The sequence below is a fragment of the Amycolatopsis sp. NPDC051716 genome, assembly GCF_040681595.1.
GTDB lineage: Bacteria > Actinomycetota > Actinomycetes > Mycobacteriales > Pseudonocardiaceae > Amycolatopsis.
This window is the reverse complement of sequence record NZ_JBFAZA010000007.1, coordinates 186487-206828: the sequence shown is the minus strand read 5'-3', so window position 1 is coordinate 206828 and position 20342 is coordinate 186487. Positions and strand designations below refer to the sequence as shown.

At 73.9% G+C, this 20342-nt stretch carries 16 protein-coding genes and 1 pseudogene; 13 read left to right on the top strand and 4 right to left on the bottom strand.

Going from position 1 to position 20342, the window contains the following annotated elements; translation table 11 throughout:
- Window positions 1-58 precede the first annotated feature (58 nt).
- The 4 genes from AB0M30_RS11930 (at window position 59) to AB0M30_RS11915 (ending at window position 5495) form a co-directional block, all read left to right on the top strand.
- On the top strand, window positions 59-1378 hold the full coding sequence (locus AB0M30_RS11930; RefSeq protein ID WP_364582984.1) for an RICIN domain-containing protein: 1320 nt from the start codon (window positions 59-61) through the stop codon (window positions 1376-1378).
- Between the two features lie 261 nt (window positions 1379-1639).
- Window positions 1640-3430, top strand: a complete 1791-nt coding sequence (locus AB0M30_RS11925; protein WP_364583279.1) for a serine/threonine-protein kinase — start codon at window positions 1640-1642, stop codon at window positions 3428-3430.
- Between the two features lie 83 nt (window positions 3431-3513).
- Window positions 3514-4707 carry a right-handed parallel beta-helix repeat-containing protein gene (locus AB0M30_RS11920; protein WP_364582981.1) on the top strand — a complete coding sequence of 398 codons (1194 nt, stop codon included), beginning with the start codon at window positions 3514-3516 and terminating at the stop codon, window positions 4705-4707.
- Complete coding sequence (locus AB0M30_RS11915; RefSeq protein ID WP_364582978.1) at window positions 4704-5495, top strand: FHA domain-containing protein; 792 nt, start codon at window positions 4704-4706, stop codon at window positions 5493-5495. Before AB0M30_RS11920 ends, AB0M30_RS11915 begins: the two co-directional genes overlap by 4 nt.
- Window positions 5496-5524: 29 nt before the next feature.
- Here the strand turns inward: AB0M30_RS11915 and AB0M30_RS11910 are convergent, their stop codons facing one another.
- The 3 genes and pseudogenes from AB0M30_RS11910 to AB0M30_RS11900 all read right to left on the bottom strand — a co-directional run bounded on the left by AB0M30_RS11910 (window position 5525) and on the right by AB0M30_RS11900 (window position 7897).
- Window positions 5525-6208 (bottom strand): response regulator transcription factor, encoded by a 684-nt coding sequence (locus tag AB0M30_RS11910; protein WP_364582976.1) that lies wholly within the window; start codon window positions 6206-6208, stop codon window positions 5525-5527.
- Window positions 6209-6235: 27 nt separating this feature from the next.
- A pseudogene (locus AB0M30_RS11905) lies at window positions 6236-6433 on the bottom strand (helix-turn-helix transcriptional regulator); the annotation flags it as partial.
- A gap of 21 nt (window positions 6434-6454) precedes the next feature.
- Entirely contained in the window at window positions 6455-7897 is a 1443-nt protein-coding gene (locus AB0M30_RS11900) for a BTAD domain-containing putative transcriptional regulator (RefSeq protein WP_364583277.1), read from the bottom strand.
- A 56-nt stretch (window positions 7898-7953) separates the two neighbouring features.
- Between AB0M30_RS11900 and AB0M30_RS11895 the strand changes: the two genes are divergently transcribed.
- The 3 genes from AB0M30_RS11895 to AB0M30_RS11885 all read left to right on the top strand — a co-directional run bounded on the left by AB0M30_RS11895 (window position 7954) and on the right by AB0M30_RS11885 (window position 11804).
- Window positions 7954-8625: a response regulator transcription factor gene (locus AB0M30_RS11895; protein ID WP_364582974.1), complete on the top strand. Its 672-nt coding sequence runs from the start codon at window positions 7954-7956 to the stop codon at window positions 8623-8625.
- Window positions 8622-9866, top strand: a complete 1245-nt coding sequence (locus tag AB0M30_RS11890) for a HAMP domain-containing sensor histidine kinase (RefSeq protein WP_364582971.1) — start codon at window positions 8622-8624, stop codon at window positions 9864-9866. The genes AB0M30_RS11895 and AB0M30_RS11890 overlap by 4 nt, the downstream gene beginning before the upstream one ends.
- Window positions 9867-9947: 81 nt before the next feature.
- Window positions 9948-11804: a fibronectin type III domain-containing protein gene (locus tag AB0M30_RS11885; protein ID WP_364582968.1), complete on the top strand. Its 1857-nt coding sequence runs from the start codon at window positions 9948-9950 to the stop codon at window positions 11802-11804.
- Window positions 11805-11816: 12 nt separating this feature from the next.
- Here AB0M30_RS11885 and AB0M30_RS11880 read toward each other — a convergent pair whose 3' ends face one another.
- On the bottom strand, window positions 11817-13133 hold the full coding sequence (locus tag AB0M30_RS11880) for a protein kinase (protein ID WP_364582965.1): 1317 nt from the start codon (window positions 13131-13133) through the stop codon (window positions 11817-11819).
- A 244-nt stretch (window positions 13134-13377) separates the two neighbouring features.
- On the opposite strand from AB0M30_RS11880, the gene AB0M30_RS11875 reads away from it, so the two are divergent.
- The 6 genes from AB0M30_RS11875 to AB0M30_RS11850 all read left to right on the top strand — a co-directional run bounded on the left by AB0M30_RS11875 (window position 13378) and on the right by AB0M30_RS11850 (window position 20019).
- A complete protein-coding gene (locus AB0M30_RS11875; protein WP_364582964.1) occupies window positions 13378-14190 on the top strand; it encodes a hypothetical protein in 813 nt (270 codons plus the stop codon).
- 4 nt (window positions 14191-14194) lie between these two features.
- On the top strand, window positions 14195-14533 hold the full coding sequence (locus AB0M30_RS11870; protein WP_364582962.1) for a hypothetical protein: 339 nt from the start codon (window positions 14195-14197) through the stop codon (window positions 14531-14533).
- Window positions 14534-14564: 31 nt separating this feature from the next.
- Window positions 14565-15650, top strand: coding sequence for a hypothetical protein (locus tag AB0M30_RS11865; RefSeq protein ID WP_364582959.1), 1086 nt, complete (start codon window positions 14565-14567; stop codon window positions 15648-15650).
- 123 nt (window positions 15651-15773) lie between these two features.
- Window positions 15774-16733 carry a MoxR family ATPase gene (locus AB0M30_RS11860; RefSeq protein WP_360168011.1) on the top strand — a complete coding sequence of 320 codons (960 nt, stop codon included), beginning with the start codon at window positions 15774-15776 and terminating at the stop codon, window positions 16731-16733.
- A gap of 2 nt (window positions 16734-16735) precedes the next feature.
- Window positions 16736-17881 carry a DUF58 domain-containing protein gene (locus AB0M30_RS11855; protein ID WP_364582957.1) on the top strand — a complete coding sequence of 382 codons (1146 nt, stop codon included), beginning with the start codon at window positions 16736-16738 and terminating at the stop codon, window positions 17879-17881.
- Complete coding sequence (locus AB0M30_RS11850) at window positions 17881-20019, top strand: transglutaminaseTgpA domain-containing protein (RefSeq protein ID WP_364582956.1); 2139 nt, start codon at window positions 17881-17883, stop codon at window positions 20017-20019. The genes AB0M30_RS11855 and AB0M30_RS11850 overlap by 1 nt, the downstream gene beginning before the upstream one ends.
- Window positions 20020-20342: the final 323 nt, after the last annotated feature.

Below are 20342 nucleotides of genomic sequence, written 5' to 3'. Positions count from 1 at the left end.
GTCGCGGAGCCGTCTTGCCACGCTGAGGCGGAATGTCCACGTGGCGCTGGAGGCGAGCATGCAACGAGGCGTGACACCGGCCCGGGCGACCGGAATCGTCCTGACCGTCCTGGCCACGCTGGCCGCGGCCGTGCTCACGGCCGGGCCCGCCCTCGCCCGGCCACGGGACAGCACGGCGGACAACCCGTACCAGCGAGGCCCCGATCCGACGGTGGCGATGATCGAATCGAGCACCGGTCCGTTCGCGACGGCGTCGGCGAGCGTGCCGGCGGGCCACGGGTTCAACGGCGGACGGGTGTACTACCCGACCGACACCAGCCTGGGGACGTGGGGTGCGCTGGCGATCGTGCCCGGCTATTCCGCGTTGTTCGCCGACGAGGAAGCGTGGATGGGGCCGTGGCTGTCCTCGTTCGGGTTCGTGGTGCTCGGCGTGGAGACCAGCACCCGCACCGACAGCGCCGACGCCCGCGGCACCGAACTGCTGGCCGCGTTGGACTACCTGACGACGCAAAGCCCGGTGCGCGACCGGGTCGACCCGAACCGGCTGGCGGTGCTCGGCCATTCCGCGGGCGGGGCCGGGGCGTTGCTCGCGGCGGAAAGCCGGCCCACGCTCAAGGCCGCGATCGGGCTCGCACCCGGCTCGCCGGTGGGCAACCTGTCGCTGGCCACGGACCGGGTGCCGACGATGGTGCTCGGCGGGCAGAACGACACCGTGGTCACGCCGTCCTACCTCAGCGGTCTCTACGGCACCATGCCCGCCTCGACGCAGAGCGTTTTCGCCCAGATCGCCAGCGCCGACCACATCTACTACACCCACCCCAACAACGTCGAGATGAAACTGCTGATCCCGTGGCTGAAGACCTTCCTGGACAGTGACACCCGGTACCCGGCCTTCCTGTGCCCGGCGCCACCCGATCCCCGCGGTATCTCGGTCTACACGCCCAAGTGCCCGTACGTGCCCGGCAGCACGCCACCGGACAACGGGACCACCGGCCCGCTGCACGCGGTGGGCGCGGCCAAGTGCCTCGCCGCACCTTCGGCCGGCACCCCGGGCACGCAGGTGACCATCGGCGGGTGTGACGGACGGGCCGGGCAGACGTGGACGCGGACCGCCGCCGCCCAGCTGACCGTCACGCCGGCCGGCACGCCGCTGTGCCTGGACGCCTCCGGCCAGGGCACCAGTCCCGGGACCAAGGTGATCGTCTGGTCCTGCAACGGCCAGGCCAACCAGCAGTGGAACGTCAACCCCGACGGCACCGTCACCGCGGCGCGGTCCGGGCTGTGCCTGGACGTGACCGGTGGGTCCACCGCCGAGGGCGCCCCGGTCGAACTGTGGTCCTGCAACGGCGGCAGCAACCAGCGGTGGAGCCTCGGCTGACGCCGGACGGCGACGTACCGGAGGCCGGGAACAGCGGCGGATCGCCCGCGAAATCCGGTGACTCGAAAGGGGGCGGCGGCGACGGGCCCGGTGTGGCCGGGCCCGAAGCGGAACCGGAATCACGGAACGACGATTCCGCCGGCGCCGGGGCGAAGCCGGTCGTGGCCACGAAGACCGAGCGGTCCCGGGCCGCCGCTAGGCCGTCACGGTGACACGGGGTCAGCGAGCCGACACGCGATTTCGTACACTGCCCGCGTGGGCATGGGGCGGGTCGTGGCCAACCGGTACCGGTTGGAGGAGGAGCTCGGCCGAGGCGGCATGGGCGTGGTCTGGCGAGCGGTCGATCTGGAGCTCGGCAGACAGGTGACGCTCAAACGAGCGCTGGGGGAGGACGCCGGGCAGATCCGGCGCGAGGCGCGGATCGGAGCCGGCCTGCTGCACTCGAACGTGGTCACGGTGTTCGACACGGTGACCGACGGGGACGCCCAGTGGCTGGTCACGGAGTACCTGGCCGCCCGGAGCCTCGAAGAGCTCGTCGACGACGGGGGGCCGCTGCCCGAGGACCGCGTCCGGCGGATCGGCACGCAGCTCGCCGCGGCGCTCGCGGACATGCACGCCCGCGGCATCGTCCACCGCGACGTCAAACCGGGCAACGTCCTGGTGACCGCGGACGACGTCGCCAAGCTCACCGACCTGGGCATCGCCCGCTGGACCGAGGTCACCCGCACCGGCGGCGCGCAGCTGACCGGCACGCTCGGGTACGTCGCGCCGGAGGTGGCCGACGGCGCCGAAGCCGGGCCGGCCTCGGACGTCTTCTCGCTGGGGGCCACCCTCTACGCCGCGATCGAAGGCCGGTCGCCGTGGGGCTCGGGTGAGGACGGCCCGTTCGCGCAGATGCGCCGCGCCGCCGCCGGCCGTCCCGCACCCGCCGAGCGCGCCGGATCGTTCGCGCCGGTGCTCGCCGCGCTGATGGCCCGGCACCCGGCCGACCGGCCCGGCGCCGCCGAGGTGGTCACCCTGCTCACGGCGGACGCGCCCGCGCCACGGCGGCCGCGACGCCGCCTGCGACGGCAACTGCTCGCCGGGGCCGCGGTGGCGGTGGTGGCCGCGCTGGTGGCCGGGTTCGTCCTCGCCCGGCCGCTGTGGACCACCACCACGACCACTACCAGCAGCAGCGCACCGGCCAGGGCCAACACCCTCGGTGCCGACCCGGCCGGCACGGACCCGTGCGCGGCGATTTCACTCAACTCGCTCACCGGGTTCGGGGAGCCGTTCGTGGACCCCGAGGTGGCGAACTTCGGCACCTGCGTGGTCACGACCACGCTGGCCGACAAGTCCGGGCAGGTGCAGACCCGGCTCGACCTCACCGGCCCGCTGCGGTACCCGCCCCGGCCGCCGGTGCCCGGGAAGATGGGCCAAATCGAGTACCCCGAGGCGCACGACGGCTCCTGCGAGCGCGCCATTTCGCTGGCCGACGCCAACCGGATCGTCATCACCTCGCGCGCGGTGACGGACGCGAAGGACGCGCCGTTCTGCTCCTTCTCGGAGTCGGTGCTGTCCGGTGTGCTGGCCACGCTCGCCAACGGGCCCCTGCCGCGGCGCGAACAGCCGCTCCCGGCCTGGTCACTGGCGCGCATCGACGCCTGCGGCCTGCTCGACGACGCGACGACGTCGGGGGTGCTGGGCCGGGTCAAGAAGCCGGACCGCGGGTTCGGTGGCTGGGACTGCACCTGGGAGCACGATCCGCGCACGATCACCGTCGAGTACAGCCGGGAATGGCCGATCGAGGCGGACGAAGACGTGCCGGGCGACCGGATCCGCGTGGGGAACCGCACCGCCGTCGTGGCGCCGGTGCCCGGCGGGCACCCGGAGTGCGCTGTCAAGGTCGTGCACCGCTCCTACACCCCGGCCCTGCCGGTGCTGCAGGGCACGCCGCAGACCCGGGAGGAAGTCGCCGCGGTCTCCGTCGAGGACACCGCGGCGGCCGGCGGGGACGCGCTGTGCGCGACCGCGCGCTCCCTGGCGGAGGTCCTCGTCCGGAAGCTCCCGTGAGCCGGGGACCGGTCCCCGGCGGTCCCGGCTAGAAAGGGAGAGCCGAGGCCGGGTTCGCGGGCCGGAGGAGACGGGACGGAAAAGTGGCGATACGGGTGCTGGCCGGTGTGGCTCTCCTGGCGGTGACCGTGGCCGGTCCGACGGCCGAGGGGGCCGCCGGACCGGTACCGCGGACCTGGCGGGTCGGGCCGCACGGGCAGTACGCCACCGTCCAGGCCGCGGCCGACGTGGCCCGTCCGGGGGACACGGTCGCGATCGAGGCCGGCTCGCACCCGGGTGGGCTGACCGTCCGCCGCGACGGCGCTCCGGGCCGCCCGATCCGGTTCGCCGGCACCGGCGGCACCGCGGTGCTGACGGGCGCCGGCGGCCTGGCCGTCGGCGGGCACGGCTGGCTGGAGTTCACCGACGTGACCGTGGCCGGCTCGACCGGCTTCGGCGTATACGCCGAGGGCGCCCACGACCTCGTGTTCGACCGCTTCGGCGTCGACGGCGCCCGCGACGGCGGGCTCGTGCTGGTCGGCACCCGGCGCGTCCGGATCACCGGCTGCGACATCCGCGGCACCAACTCGCGAGGCACCTCGGCCGACTACGAAGCGCTGAGCATCGCCTCCGGCTCGTCGGACGTCGAGGTGGCCGGCTGCCGCGTGCACGACAACGGCGAGGAAGGCATCGACGTCAAGTACGACGACGCCGCCCGGGTGAAGATCCACCACAACGTCGTGACCGGCAACCGCGGACCGAACATCTACGTCGATTCCTCGTCCACTGTGGACGTCTACGCCAACGTCGTCGGCGACACCCGCGAGGCCACCAAGGCCGGGATCGGCCTCGCCGTCGAGGACTACTCGGAAAACCGGCTGCTGTCGGACATCCGGGTCTTCGACAACCTGTCCACCGGCAACGCGCAGGCCGGGCTGAGCCTCTGGGTCGAGTCGACCGGGACCATGCGCGACCTGAAGATCGTCAACAACACCTTCGCCGGCAACGCCCGCGGCTCCCTGCTGATCGACGCGGACCGGTTCACCGGGACGAACACCTTGCGCAACAACGTGTTCGGTGACGGACCGGTCGACGCCGGGCCGTTCGCCGCCGACCACGACTTCGCCGGAAACCCGGGCTTCGCCGATCCGGCCCGCGGCGACTACCACCTCGCCGCGGGCTCGGCCGCGATCGACGCGGGCAGCCCCCGGCACGCTCCCGCGTTCGACCTCGACGGCGTCGCCCGGCCCGCCGGCGCGGGTTTCGACATCGGCGCCTACGAACGGAGGTGGCCGTGACCACCCAACGCCTCGACCCGCACCGCCGGCGCAGCTTGCGCCACGGCGTCGCCGACACCGTGCCGGGCACGTTGAGCGCGCTCACCGTCACCGGTGGCGTCGCGGTGCCGCCGTCGCCCGGGAGCCGGGTGACCTTCGGGCGCAACCGGCTGGAAGTGGACGTCTGCGTCGGCGAGGAAGACGTGCGGATCAGCCGGGTCCACGGGCTGCTCCTGCGCGAGGGGGACCGCTGGTGGCTGCGCAACACCGGCCGCTCGCCGATCCGGCTGTCCGACAGCGTCCTGCTGCACCGCGACAGCGAACCGCTGCCGCTGGCCGTGGGGTACACCGCGCTGTTCCTGCGCGGCACCCGCGAGCACGTGCTGGAACTGCTCGTCTCGGACGGGGAGGCCGGTGTCGCCACGCGTCGCCCGACGCACCCGACGGCGCCGCCGAAACGGTGGCGGCTGTCCCGGGAGGAACACCTCGTGCTGGCGGTGCTCGGGCAGCGTTACCTCGGCTACGACCCCCACCCGCTGCCGCTGTCCCGGCAGCAGGCGGCCGCCGAGCTCGCCGACCGGCGGCCGCAGGAGAACTGGACGGTCAAGCGCGTCGAGCACCTCGTTTCCCGGGTCCGGCAACGGCTTTCCGACGCCGGGGTGCACGGGCTGCGGCGGGAGGAGGTGGGGGAGCCGGTGGGGCTGACCCTGACCGTGAACCTGCTTCGCGAGCTGGTGTTGTCGACGACGCTGGTGCCGATGGACCTGGAATGGCTCGAGCTCCCCGATCCGCCGCTGTCCCCGGGATGACGGCGACGGCGGTTTCCCGGCTGCCCGGCCTACTCGCCCCGCTGATCCGTCCGCCCGGCCCGGCCGAGCAGGTAGCCGATGCCGCGGACCGTGTGGATCACCGGTGGGTCGCCGAGTTTGCCCCGCAACTGGAGGATGAGGACGTCCAGGACGTTGGTGGTGGGGGCGACGAGCTCGTCCCAGCCGGCGGCCAGCAGGTCGGCGCGGCGGACCGGTTCGCCCGGCGTGGCGAGCAGGCGGCGCAGGACGGCGAACTCCTTGCCGGTCAACGTGAGCAGGACGCCGCCGCGGCGCGCCTCGTGGCGGCCGGTGTCCAGCTCGAGGCCGGAAAACCGCAGGACGGGGGCGGGGCCGGTGCCGTTGCGCCGGCACAGGCTCCGCACCCGGGCCAGGAACTCGGCCATCGCGAACGGCTTGACCAGGTAGTCGTCGCCCCAGGCCAGCCCGGCGATGCGGTCGGCCACGGTGTCCCGCGCGGTGAGGAACAGGACGGGTACGCCCCAGCCGCTCCGGCGGCGGTCCGTCACGTAGGCCAGCGAATCGCCGGCGGGCAGCATCCGGTCGAAGACCACGCAGTCGTAGGCGTTGACGCTCACCGCTTCGTCGGCTTCGGGCAGGTCGGCGGCGACGTCCACCGCGAATCCGGCGCCTCGCAGGGAAGCCTCCACGGCCACCCGGAGATTCTCGTCGTCTTCGGTGACCAGCACACGCATGCTGCGCAGCGTAGCGTGATCGGCCACTCAGCCCACGTCGAGGAGCCAGCCGCGATCGGCCGCCTTCACCCCGGCTTGGAACCGGCTTCGCGCGCCGAGCCGGTTCATGATGCCGGAGACCGTCCGGCGCACGGTGCGTACCGAGATGCCCAGCCGCACCGCCGCGGACTCGTCGGTGTAGCCGGCCGTGAGCAGCGTGAGCAGCTGCCGTTCCCGATCGCTCAGCTCGTCGTGGACACTCATGGCTCACGCGACCTTCTCGGGTTCGCGCCGCCGGATCGTCCACAGTGGAGTGATGGGTGGCTTGCCCGCGGTCGCCGCGGCTTCGCGCAGAGCGGCCGGAAGGCCGTGGCAGCGCCGCACGGTCGCGGCGACGGCCGGCTCGTCCGCGACGGCGCCGCGTTCCCCGGCCGCCGCGCGGAACAGCGCCGCCGCCTCGGCCGGGGACATCGGCCCGAGCCGGACGCGGACCGCGCCGTCGACGTGCAGGGTCTCGGACCGGCCGGTGATCAGCGCCGCGCTCGGGCCGGTCGCGGGCAGCAGCGGCTCCACCTGCGCGGGGTCCGCGACGTCGTCGAAGAGCAGCAGCACCCGCCGGAACGCGAGTTCGGATCGCCACAGCGCGGCCCGTCCGTCCGCGTCGGCCGGGACGAGCGCGGGCGGGATGCCGATGCCGTGCAGCAGCCTGGCCAGTACCGCCGCGACCGGCACCGGCGAGCCCGCCGCGTGCAGCGCGACGGAGAACTGGCCGTCGGGGAACCGCGCGGCCAGCCGGTGCGCCGCGTGCACGGCGAGGGCCGTCTTGCCGGCCCCGGCCGGCCCGGTCACCACGGCGACCCGCGGATTGCCGGTGCACGCGCGGTCCAGGAGCTCGAGCTCCCGGGCGCGGCCGGTGAACAACGGCGTGTCGCGGGGCAGCTCGCGCCGGGGCGGCCGCTCGGCGGGGCGGGCGCCGCAGTGCATCGCCCGGAGCGCCTCCGCCAGCTCGGGCCCCGGCCGGACGCCCAGCTCGGCGGCCAGGACGCGGCGTGCCTCGTGGTACGCGGCGAGCGCCTGGGCCGGGCGCCCCAGCGCGTGCCACGCGCGGACCAGCCGCGCCCATGCGTCTTCGCGCAGCGGATCGTCGGCGGTGAGGGAACGCAGGGTCGTGACGGCGTCGGCCGTGCGGCCGAGCGCCAGCTGTGCCTCGGCGAGGCACGCCCACAGCTCACGCCGCAGGTCGTCGAGCCTCGCCACGGTGGCGCCGAGGTCGAGGTCCAAACCCTCGTACGGTCGCCCGCACCAGCGCCCGAGCGCTTCGGTGGCCAGGGCGAACGCCGTCTCCGCCGCACCCTCGGCCAGCGCGTGCCGGGCGCTCTCGGCCGCTTCGGCGGCGCACTGGGCGTCGAGTTCGCCCGGAGCGACCCGCAGCCGGTAAGCGCCCGGCCTGCTTTCGATGCGCGCGCCGGCTTCGTGGCCCGGCAACAGCCGCCGCAGCCGCCACACGTAGGTCTTGAGGTTGGCCTCGGCCGACGCCGGCGCGTTCGGTTCCGGCCAGGTGGCTGCGATCAGCCGGTCCACGGCGATCCACGCATTGGGCTCCACGAGGAGGGCGGCGAGCACCGCGACGGGCTTGCCGCCGCCGAGCCGGCACACGAGACCGTCGTGACCCCGCACCTCGAGTGGTCCCAGGACCTGGAAGAGCACCATGCTCACACCCCCGCTCCGTCTGACTCCCACGATCGCGCGACGCACATGAGGTTCCGATGACAGCCGCACGGGTGCTGGTGGTGGAGGACGACGAAGACCTGCGGGTGGCGGTGACCACCGAGCTGGCCGCGTCCGGACTGCGGGTCGGCCAGGCGGGTGACCTCGCCGGCGCGCACGCCGAGCTGGCGGCCGCGGACCACGACTGCGCGGTCTTCGACCGCATGCTGCCCGACGGCGACTCGATCGGCTACGTCCACCGGCGGCGGCAGGAGGGGTGGGCGGTGCCGGTGCTGTTCCTCACCGCCCGCGACAGCCTCGACGACCGGGTGGCCGGGTTCGCCCACGGCGGCGACGACTACCTGGTGAAACCGTTCGCCGTGGCGGAACTGGCCGCCCGGGTGAACGCGCTGTGCCGCCGGGCCGGCTCGGGACGGCCCTCCGTGCTGCGCCACGACGACCTGGAAATGGACTGCGCTCGCCGCGAGGTCCGCCGGGCCGGGACGCTGCTCACCTTGAGCGGCAAGGAGTTCGCCGTGCTCGAAGTCCTGCTGGCCCGGCCCGGGCAAGCTGTCGGGCGCGACGAGCTGATCGAACACTGCTGGGACAGCCGGACCGATCCGATGTCCAATGTGGTCGATGTCGTCGTCCGGCGGCTGCGCCTGAAGCTGCGCGAACCCGAGCTGATCCGCACCGTGCGCGGGCGCGGCTACCGGCTGGCCACCCGGTGAGGCGATCGGCGGCCGACCGGCTGCGCCACCTGCGCCGGGTGCTCACCTGGCTGTTCACCGGGCTCAACGCGGCCGGCCTCATCGTGTTCGCCTGGCTCGCGGTCCAGGCCGACGCGCAGCAGCGCGAGGTGCGCCTGGACGGCCGGACCAGCCGGGTCACCGCGGCGGTCACCCGGCTGGTCAAGGAGGGCGACGAGGTCGTGACCGCGCTGGTCGGCCAGGACCCGGTGAGCGGCCAGTGCCCGCAGTTCGTGGTCCTGCCCGCCGGCGCGGGCCGGTTCGCCGGCTTCACCAGCGCGCGGACGTGCGTCCCGGTGGACCCGGCCAAGCTGCGTGCCTGGGCCGGCGAGGCGGTCCGCGGCGAAGCCGTCCTCACCGGCTACGGCAGCGGGACCGGCGGAGAACTGGTCAGGATCGGCGCGGAACCGTTCCGCAACACCGCCGGCCAGTACGCCGGCGCGGTGGTCGTCGTCGTCGACGCCCGTGCCGAGGAGGCGGACCACGATCGGCTGGTGCTGCTCGTCGGCGGCGGGTGCGTGCTGCTCGTCGCGGCGCTGGGAGTCGCGGGGCACGTCCTGTCCGGGCGCGCGATCCGGCCCGCGACGGCCGCGCTGGAACAGCAGGAGGTCCTGCTCGCGGAGACCGCGCACGACCTGCGCACCCCGGTGGCGGCGCTGCGCGCACTGGCCGAAACGGCCCTGCGGAACCCGGCCGAACGCGCGGACCTGCTGCCGCGCACGGTCCGGCTGGCCGGGCGGATGGGCAGCATCATCGACGGCCTGCTCGTGCGCGCCCGGCTCGCCGCGGGTGTCGAGTCACTGGCCATCCAGCCGGTCTGGCTCGATCAGCTGGTCACCGGCGTGGTGGACGAAACGCCGAAGGAAGACGCCCAGGTGACGGTGACGGTGGCCCCGACGAAGGTGCTCGCGGACCCCGCGCTGGTCCAGCGGGCCATCGGGAACCTGCTGGACAACGCGATGCGCCACGGGCGGCGGCCCGGGGCGGAGGCGATCGTGCACATCACCGTGGCGGGCGGCCGGGTGACGGTGGCGGACCACGGGCCCGGCATCGACGCGGCGGTCGCCGGGGAGACGTTCGACCGGTTCACCAGCGGTGCCGGCTCGAGCGGGCTCGGGCTGTCCATCGTCCGCTGGGTGGCCCAGGCGCACGGCGGTGTCCTGCGCGTCTACAACGCCGAAGTGGGCGGCGCGATCTTCGAACTGAGTTTGCCGGAGGCATGAATGTCACGTTCAGCGCGCACCCGAGCCGGGAATGTATTCGACCGGGCCGGTTCGTGTACCGGGATTTTCTACGATCGCCGGGTGGGTAAGAGGGGACTCCGCCGGCTTCCGATGACCGCGCTCGTCAGCGTCTGCGCGGTGCTGATCGGGGCGGCCGTGTCGGGGGGCGCTTCGCCGTTGCCGGGGCTGGAGCTCGCGCAGGCCGGGCACTGGATCGCCAGCCCGGCCCTCAACCTGGTGCTGTTCGTCAACGGTTCGGCCAAGAGCGTGGATGCCCAGGTGCCCGTGGCCGGCCTCGAACCGGGCAGCCAGGTGGTGCAGGGCCCGACGAGCGGGTACGTGATCGGCAAGTCCGCCATCGTCGAATTCGGCAAGTCGGACCTGGCGGTCGACCGCACGCTGACCCCGCCGTCCGGCGAACGGCCGGCGCTCGTGGAAGCCTCCGGCGGCCCGTACCTGGTGTACCGGGAAGCCGGCCGGGTGGTCCGGCTCGGCAGCGGCTTCACCACGCTGCCCGCGGGCGGTCCGCTCGGTGCCCCGGTGGCCACCCCCGACGGCACGCTCTGGCTGAACCGCCTCGACTCCGGCGCGCTGTGCCGGCTGGCGAAGGACGCGGACACGGTGGCCTGCCGGGACGATCTGGGCGCGGGGCACACCGGCGGGCTCAGCATCGCCGGCGACCGCGCGGTGTTCGTCGACACGACGACCGACACGATCCGGCAGGTGTCGGGGGACGCGCCGGGCGAACCGGTGGCGATCGGGACGGACCTTTCGGCGGCGGCGCAGATCGCTCCCGCCGACGCCGACGGCCGGATCGCCGTGCTGGAGCCGGAAGAGCGGCAGCTGTACCTGCTCGACGCCGGCGTGCCCGGTGCCGGGCGCGCGCCCGCGCAGCCGATCAAGGTCGGCCTGCCCGACGGCGTCTATTCGAACCCGGCGGCGAGTGCGTCCTCGGTGGTGCTCCTCGATCTGACCCGCCACCAGGTGCTCACCTACGGCGCGGACGGCAAGCCGCGTCAGTCCACGGCGATCCCGCCGGAATCGGGCACCCCGCAGCTGGTGCGCGGCGACGACAAGCGCGTCTACGTGGACGGCGGGGAGGGCAAGCACGTCCTGGTCGTCGACCCCGACGGCAAGGTCAGCCAGGTGCCGGTCGCCGCCGACAAGGCTCCTGCCCCCGCCACCTCGGCGCCGCCGACGTCACCCCCACCGCCGCCGGTCCAGCAGCCACCTGCTCAGCAACCGCCGAAGGCCAAGCCCGACGTGCGGGCGGACGGTCCGAAGCAGCAATCTCCGCCGGTGCGGAAGACCGATCCGCCGGTGCCCCAGCAGCAGAAGCCCCTCCCGCCGAGCCCGCCGGGCATCCCGGCCCGGCTCACCGCGCGGCTGCAGGGCGGTGATGCGCAGCTCAGCTGGGGCGCGGCGGCCGACAACCGGGCCGAGGTCACGGCGTACCACGTGACGTGGAACCCGTCGTCCGGCGCCGGAGCGGGGTCCGCCGATCTGGGGGGCACCGCGCGGTCCGCGGTGATTCCCGGGCTGCGCGCGGGCATCACCTACACGGTCACCGTGGCCGCGGAGAACAGTGCCGGGCGCGGGACGCCGGCCACGGCGAAGGTGACCGGCCCGGCGGTCCCGAAACCGACGATCACGGTGACCCGGGGGAAGACCGGGACCTACGAGCCGGCCCCGGAAGAGTGTTCGGCGCCGGACTGCGCCAAGATGCACGTCGTCGTGCGCGGATTCGCGCCCGACACCGAGTTCCACTTCACGCCGCACTGCGGGTGCACGTACTCGAACGGGGGCCGCTCGTTCACCACCGACGCGAACGGTGCGGTGACCTTCGAGGCGTTCGACTTCGGCGCGGTCGGCAAGCAGGCCTGGGTCACCTCGGACAACGGCGTCTCGTCCGCCAAGTACACCTGGCCGCCCGGCTGAGCCCCGGGACGCCTACTGCGTGCAGTGGGCGTCCCGGATGCCCTGCGGTGCACTTTGGACGGTCGCCGAGCCGTCGGTGGCCTGGATGACGAAGCAGTACTTCAGGGACGGCTCCACGTCCACGCGGTGACTCGTCTCGCGCTGCACGTATTCGGTGTGGTTCGGCTTGCCCTCCGGGGCGACGACGACGGCGTAGACGAGCTCCGGCGTGCTGCCGCGCCAGCTGAGGTCCACATAGGTGTCGTGGTCGGCGGGCGTCGCGAACTCGATCCGCGCGGCCGCCGGTGACGGCGTCGGGCGGCCGGTCGTGGGGGCCGGGGCCGGGGGCACGCTCAGTTCCTCCGGCCGGTTCGTGAAGACGACCACCGCGACGATCGCGAGCGCGGCCGCGCCCGCGGCGGCCGCGACCGTGAGCGTGGTGCGGCGCTTGCGAGGCGTGCCGGTCGTGGGGCCGTACTCGGCCACCAGCTCACCGAGCGGGCGAGGCCGGGGCGGCACGGCTGCGGAAGGTGTCGGTGCGGGGTGGTTTCCGGGGACGGCGGGGCCGATCATCGCACCGAGCCGGGTGACGACGAGGGCGGCGTCGATCGGCCGCGCGTCCGGGTTGACCGCGAGCAGTGCCGACACCAGATGAGCGAGACCGCCGGGCAGGTCGGGCCGGTCCAGCGGGGGAACGTCGCCGCCGAGGACGCGCAGCGTCACCGCGTCCACGGGCTCGCCGGGGCGGCCCTGGTGCGGAGGCTGCCCGGACAGCGCGAGGTACAGGACGGCGCCGAGGCCGTACAGGTCGGTGCGCTCGTCGACGGTCCCGTCGCGCAGGGTTTCGGGCGCGAGGTATTCGACCCCGCTTTCGAGGTCGCGGGGGAAGGCCTGGCGCAGGGTCGAACCGAAGTCGGCCAGCACCGGGGCGCCGGAAGCCCGGAAGAGCACGTTGCCCGGCGTGACACCGCCGTGGACGAGCCCGGCTTGGTGCGCCTGGGCGAGAGTGGTGGCGAGGGCTTCGCCGAGCGCCAGCGTGTCGGTGATCGACAGCGGCCCGAAGGCGGCGACCAGTTCCGGCAACGACTGCGCGCACAGTTCCATCCGGATCCCGCACCGGCCGTCGGGGAGTTCCCGGACCTCGTCCGGGATCAGCGCGGTCCCCAGCTCGCGCAATTCGGCGAGTGCGCTCAATTCCTTGTCGAGTTCGGTGCGGGTCCGGCGATCCAGTTTGCCCGGGTACACCTTGAGCGCGAACGCCTCGCCGGTCGTGCCGTGCACCCCGGCCAGCACTCGCGCGACCGGGCCTTCGCCGAGCGGCACCAGTTCGCCGTGTTCCGTGTCCGCCATGGTTCTGGGTCGCCCTCGCGCTCGTGCCGATGCCCGGCTTCGTGCGGGCGTGCACTCCCATTCTAGGAATGCCTCTGCCCGCGGCGCGCCCCGCGTGGCAGGTTGCGGCCATCGGCGCGCCACAACGGCGGATCGCGCGGGGAATCGGCCGCGAATGTATCGCGGATGTATTCGTGGTGGACCACCTCCGGGGATTGTTGCGGCGTGGCGGCGACCGGTCGCCGATGACCAGCGAGGTGAGGGAATGAAGCGGAATCTGAAGCGGGCGGCCGTTTACGGGGTGGCGGGTCTCGCGACCGCGGCGATCGGGGCATCGACGGCGAGCGCACTCGCCGAAGACGGCCAGGAAAACCACGACGTGAAGCCGGTTCCGGCCGCACCTCAGGCGGCCGCGGTTCCACAGCAGGCTCCTGCCGCCGTCGCCGCTCCGCCGGCCAGGATCGCCACCCCGCAGCACACCGTCGACGGGCCGAAGCAGCCGGAGCCGCCGCGGCACGTGGTGCCCGCGGCGGCGCACCGCCCGGCCGTCGCGGCGGCACGGCCGATCCTGCCGGCGCGGCCGGTCGCGAAACACGCCAAATCGCCGTCACGGTCCCGCTCTTCGGCGGCGCAGAAGACGGTCGACGCGTCGACCACCCGGTACATCGTGCGGGCCGCGGCCCAGGCCTCCGCGCCGGCCGTCAAGACGCCGGAGGTCCGGCCGAGCCCCGCCGCGACGACCGATCAAGGGCTCGACGAAGCCGTCAAGGCGGTCGGCGTCGCGCACCAGGCCGTCCGGGACGCGGAAAAGACCTTCGACGAGGCGGCCAAGGCGCTCCACCAGGCCAAGGACACACTCGGCAAGACGAAGGCGGATCTCAAGAAGATCCGCGACGGCCTCAAGACCGAGAAGGGACCGTGCGACGACGCGCCCGCGCGGAAGACCGGGCACGGGAAGCGGACTCCCGGCGAGCACGGCAAGGTGGTCTCGAAGACCGCGTCCGTCACGTCCGGCGGAGTGTCCGCGTCCTCGACCGCGACGGCGGTCAACGGCACCGTCTCCGCGACCGCGTGGTGACGTCGTGAGCACGGCATTGGCCGAAGAGCCGGCACTCGACGACGCCTACTACATCGTGCTCCCGGAGCGGGTGTGGCTCGGGCAGAAGGCGCCGGTCGAGGAGCGGGACCGCGGCGAGGAGGTTTCCGAGACGTACTACCTGCCGCCGCTCGAGCCGAGGGCGCCGCTCGGCCTCGGCGCGGTGACGGGAATCGGTGGCGTGTCGGGCTCGCTGGTGTTCGGCATCGTCGCCGGCGCGCTCGCCACGTCGCCGCTCGGCCTGGCCGCCGGCGTCGCGGCGGGCATCTTCGGCGGCCTGATGGGCAGTTCGCTCGCCGAGGAAATCCACGACCGCAAGCACTGAGATTCGCACCGCCGTAGGAAGGGAGAAGCGGTTGACGACAGTGGACAAGGTGATCCGGGGAATGCTGACGGCCGGCTTCGGTGTGGGGGCGGCCGCGGTGTTCGGGGTGGTGGGGGCGCAGTCCGCGGACGCCGCGCCGGCGCCGCCGCCGAGCTCACCCGCGGACATCGCGAAGCAGGAAGCCGCGGACAAGCGCACCGCCGCCGATGCCGGGAATCCGGCTCGGAAGGAAGAGCGTGCGCAGGGGCGTAAGAATGCCGAGCAGCACGCGCCGGTCCTCGACAAGAAATCCTCCGACCGGTTCAACCGCGTGGTTCGGCAGACGATGCCCGGTGCGTTGCCTCGGCTTCCGGAAAACGCGGGAGGGGGCGGCGTGGCGGTGTCCGACCCGGCGGGCGACGCGCGGCGAACCAAGGTCGGTGGCGGCGGCGCGGTGTCCGACCAGCTGGGCGCGGGGCGGCGGGCCGCCGAGAACGTCGCCAGGAATCGAAGGCTGGCCGACACCGCCGCGCGGAACAAGGCGAGCAGGAAGGCCAACGCTTCTGCGGATGATGCGAAGGGCAAGCAGGCCGCGAAGAGGTCAGGAGAGCGACAGCAGCAGGCCCGGCGCGGGCAGGCGGCGGCCCGCCCGGCGCGGCAGCCGGACCAGAAGAAGGCGGAAGAGAAGAACCCGCCCGGTGGTTCCAACGCGCTTTGCTTCGGCGTGCACCTCCAAGGTGCGGGCGCCGGCGGTGGTGGTGACTCCTGCCTGGTGGTCGACCGGCGCGGGGTCGGCGTCGCCAACAGTCAGCACGTGGGTCCGGGCCTGGGTTTCGGCGGCGAAGCCACCATCAGTGTCAAGGGGTCGACGGCGAACATCGACGAGCTCACCGGCCGGTCGATCTACGGCACGGCCGGGATAGCGGCCGGTCCCGGGGTCGAACTCAACGGTTCGGTATCCGAAGACGGCAAGTACCTCAACGACAGTGTCGCGGTCGGGGCCGGTATCGAAGCTTCGGCCAGTGGTGGCCTGGAGTACACCGACGCCCGTCGCCTGTTCGACTGGAGAGATGTGCTGGCCCAGCCGAAGGTGCGGGTCATGGCCCCGGGAAGCCCGCCGGTCGGCGCACCTTCGTGAGGTATCGCGCGGCCGATCGCGATGTCCGGACGACTTCGGGACCGGTCCCCGGAAGCCGGCGCTACGGTCGGCCGGATCCGCACCTCGGAAAAGAGGGCAGGTTCGACGAGGTGGGGAGTCAGCATGGGTGAGTCGAGGGCCGGCGAGGCCTACGCGCTGATCGCACGGAACATCCAGGGGGTGATCCGCGGCAAGCCGGAGGTGGTCCGGCTCGCCGTCGCCGCGCTGTTCGCCGAGGGGCACCTGTTGATCGAGGACGTGCCCGGTCTCGGCAAGACGACCCTCGCGCGGTGCCTGGCGCGCAGCATCGGCGGCAGCTGGAGCCGGATCCAGTTCACGCCGGACCTGCTTCCCGGCGACATCACCGGCGTGACCGTCTACCACCAGAAGGACGAGCGGTTCGCCTTCCACCCCGGCGGGGTGTTCTCGAACATCGTGGTGGCCGACGAAATCAACCGCGGCACCCCCAAGACGCAGTCCGCGCTGCTGGAGGTGATGTCCGAGCGGCGGGTCACCGCCGACGCCGTTTCCCACGACGTACCGCGGCCCTTCCTCGTCATCGCCACCCAGAACCCGATCGAGATGGAGGGCACCTACCGGCTGCCCGAGGCCCAGCTCGACCGGTTCCTGATGCGCCTGTCCGTCGGGTACCCGGATCTGGACGCCGAGGTCATGGTGATCATGAGCGACTGCGCGGGCGTGTCACCCGACGACCTCCCGGCCGTGGTCGACGTCCCGATGCTGCTCGACGCGATCGCCGAGGTCCGGGCTTCCCACCTCGACCGGGCGGTCGTCGAGTACGCGGCACGGCTCGCCGGAGCGACCCGCGAACACGCCGCGGTGCGGTTCGGGGTCAGCCCGCGCGGGAGCATCGCGCTGGTGCGCGCCGCCCAGGCCATGGCCGCCACCGAAGGCCGGGGGTTCGTCACGCCGGACGACCTCAAGGACGTGGCCGTGCCGGTCTTCGCACACCGGCTGGTGCTCACCACCGAAGCCGAGCTCGGCCGGCTCGGCGCCGCCGACGTCGTGGCCGACGTCCTGGCCGGGACGCCGGCACCGGCGATGCACCACGCGGGCCGCTGACCATGCGGCCGACCCCGCGCGGGGCCGCCGTCCTCGGGGTGTCCGTGCTGCTGGTCGCGGCGGCGGAGTGGGCGGGCTACCCGCTGCTGCGCGTGCTCGGCGCGATCGGGCTCGGCGCCTTGCTCGCCGCCGTCGCGGTCACCGCCCGCGGGATGCGGGTCGCGGTCTCCCGGGTCGTCTACCCGGACCGCGTCGAGCGAGGCCGGCCGGCCCTGGCGAAGCTGCGGGTCCGCAATCTCGCCGGCCGGCCCCAGCCGGGCTTCGCCGCGTGGGACCACGCCGGCGGAAGTACCCGGTCGGTCCAGGTGCGCGCGCTGGCCGAGGGGGCGGAAGCGACGTACCAGTACGAGCTTCCGACCGGGACCCGCGGGCTGCTGGCCGTCGGGCCGCTGACGCTGCTGCGCGCCGATCCCTTCGGCCTCGCCCGCAACCGGCACCCGGCGGGCGAAATCGCGACGCTGTGGGTGTATCCGCGCACGTACCCGGCGCGCGCCCTGACCGGCGGCTTCCCCCGGCACCACCACGACGGCGCCACCACCGACGACTCGCTGCGGGGCTCGCTGGACCTCCGCGACGTCCGCGAATACCAGCCCGGCGACGAAGTCCGGCACCTGCACTGGAAGGCGACCGCGCGGACCGGCCGGATGATGGTCCGCGACTACGCCGACCCGGAGCAGCCGCGCTTCACCCTGCTGCTCGACACCCGAAGCAATGCGTTGCCGCCGGCCGTTTTCGAGGAAGCCGTCGATCTCGCGGCGTCACTGCTCGCCGCGTCCGCCACGGCCGGGCACCACAGCCGGCTGGTCACCTCGGGCGGTACCGACCTCGCGACCGCCGGCGGCCCGCTCGCGGTCCGGCACGTGCTCGACGAGCTGTGCCAGGTACGCCAGGACACCGGCGCCGGGCAGGCACTCGTGCCGGGCGTGCTGTCCGTCGTCCGGCACCGGGGTGGCTGCCTGACGGTCGTGACGTCGGGAGCGGGCGGGCCCGGCACGCTCGGTGGCCTCGCCGGGCTGCGCGTGCGGTATTCGTCGGTTTTCGTCCTGGACCTGGGTTCCGGCGGCGTCCCGCTAGTGGTTCCCGGCGCCCGGGTGCTCAGCGCCGACAGCGCCGCGGACGCCGTGCGCCGGTGGAACGAGGTGGTCTGATGCCCGGCCGGTCCACCGCGCTGTGCGTGCTGCTCGCCACCGTCGTCGCGGGCCTGTTCTTCGCGCCGGTGTTCGGGGTGGCGGCGTTGCTCGCACCGCTCCTGGTCCCCGCGGCGGTGCTGTTCGGGGTCGCCCGGCTGTGCGCGCGCACCGAGGCACTCGCCGCGTGGCGCCCGCTGCTGCTGCTCCTGGCCGGGCTGCTCGCGGTCGTCGAGACCGTGCTCTTTCCGACGACCGCGGCCGGGCTGCCCACCGGCGAGACGTTGTCCGCGCTGGCGTCCGGGGTCACCGAGTCCTGGCAGCTGACCCTGCAGTCGACCTGGCCGGCGCGGCCGTCGCCGGACCAGTTGCTGTTCGTCCCGTTGCTGGCCCTGGCGGCCGGGGTGCTCGGAACGGAACTGGCGCTGCGCGCCCGGAAGCCGATGGTGGCGCTGATCCCGAGTTTCGCGGTGGTCGTCGTGAGCCAGCTCTACGTTGCGCTGTCCGGACTCGCGGCCGTCGCCGCCGGGCTCGGGTACGCGGCGGTCGTGGGAGCGTTGCTCGTCCTGAGCCGTCCGGGCTCGGGGAAACCGGCGAGCCGGGGCCGCCGGAGAGCGCCGGCGTTCGTGTCGGGGGTGCCGGTGGTGGTCCTCGGGCTCGCCGCTGCGGCCGCGGCCGGGATGCTGCTTCCCGCGCCGGGACCGGCGTTTTCGCTGAAGCAGGACCAGCCCGCGCAGGTGAGCGGGCGCGTGACCGGGCCGTTGGACGACATCGCCGACCGGCTGCGGCACCCCGACGTGCCGCTGTTTTCCGTCCGCGGCGACGCGCGGCCCGACCGGTGGCCGCTGGTCGTGCTCGACACCTTCGACGGAGTCAACTGGACGCCGGGCGGCCACTACCGGCGGCTCGGCGCGGAGTTGCCGCGGAGCCCGCTGGTGACCGTGCCGTCCCGGGAACGGACGGCGACGATCCGGCTCGGCGACCTCGACGGGCCGTGGCTGCCGAGCCAGACCTGGCCGGCCGCCGTCAGCGGCGCCGATCCGCTGGTCGAGGAGTCGCAAGGATCGCTGTGGTTGCCACGCCCGGCCGGCGAGTACCGGCTGAGCTGGTGGGAACCGCAGGTCCCGGTCGCCGACCTCGCGGCCGCCGCCATCGACCAGCGGGCCCCGGGCGGGCTCGGCGCGATCGGCGAGCCGCCCGCGGACGTCGAGGCGATGGCGCGGGCCGCGGCCGGCGGCTTGCACCCCGGTTTCCAGGCGGCGCTCACCTTGGAACGGTTCTTCCGCGAGGGCTACCACACCGCGGCGGGCCCCGGCCTGCCGAGCGGCCACGGCTGGCCGCAGCTGCGCAAGTTCCTGCTCGAGACGCGACGCGGGACGAGCGAGCAGTTCGCGGCCGCGTACGTCGCATTGGCGCGGATCGTCGGCATCCCGGCCCGCCTGGTCGTCGGCTTCCGCTGTCCCGCCGGGCCGGCCGCGGGCGGTGGCTACACGGTCCGCAACGGCGATGTCCTGGCCTGGCCGGAGGTGGCGGTCGCCGGGGCCGGCTGGGTGCCGCTGGATCCGACCGGCACCACCCGCCTCGGCGGTGCCGGTGGCCCCGCCGGTCTTTCCGAGGTCACCGCCCAGGCGCGCGCCCAGCTGCCGCCGGCGGCGCAGCAGCACGACGCCCCGGTCGCCCCGGTCAAGGGTCCCGGCGACGCGGGTGGTGCGAGCACCGGCGACCGGTCGTTCCCGGTGCTCTGGGTACTCGCCGGGCCGGCCGCGTTCCTGCTGGCTTGGTTCGTGGGGGTGCCGGTGGCCAAGGTCCTGCGTTCGTGGCGCCGACGGCGCAGGGCGGGTGCCGGCGCGGTGCTCGGTGCCTGGCTCGAGGCCCGCGACCGCCTCCGCGACCACAGTGTTCCGTGGACGGCGGGGATGACGGCGCGTGACCTGGCATCGGCCGCCCGGCGGCTCGGCAATCCGTCCATAGTGGACGGCTTGCACGCCCTGGGTGCCACCGTGGATCAGGTCCTGTGGTCCGGTGATGTTCCGGGCGCGCGTGCGGGTTCCGAGGCGTGGGCCGCGGTCCGCACGGTTCGGCGCGGCCTGGCCGGTCGCGGCCCGCGTCTCCGTTTGCGTGCGGCGCTCGACCCCTGCACACTTCGGTTCCGGGTATGAATTCGTGTAGTTCCTGTCTCGGACGTGTTCAGCACGGGGTGTGGCCCGGGATCGGGTGGTCCGGTGATGTTCCGGGCGCGGATGCGGGTTCCGAGGCGTGGGCCGCGGTCCGCACGGTTCGGCGCGGCCTGGCCGGTCGCGTCCCGCGTCTCCGTTTGCGTGCGGCGCTCGACCCCTGCACACTTCGGTTCCGGGTATGAATTCGTGTAGTTCCTGTCTCGGACGCGTTCAGCACGGGGTGTGGCCCGGGATCGGGTGGTCCGGTGATGTTCCGGGCGCGGATGCGGGTTCCGAGGCGTGGGCCGCGGTCCGCACGGTTCGGC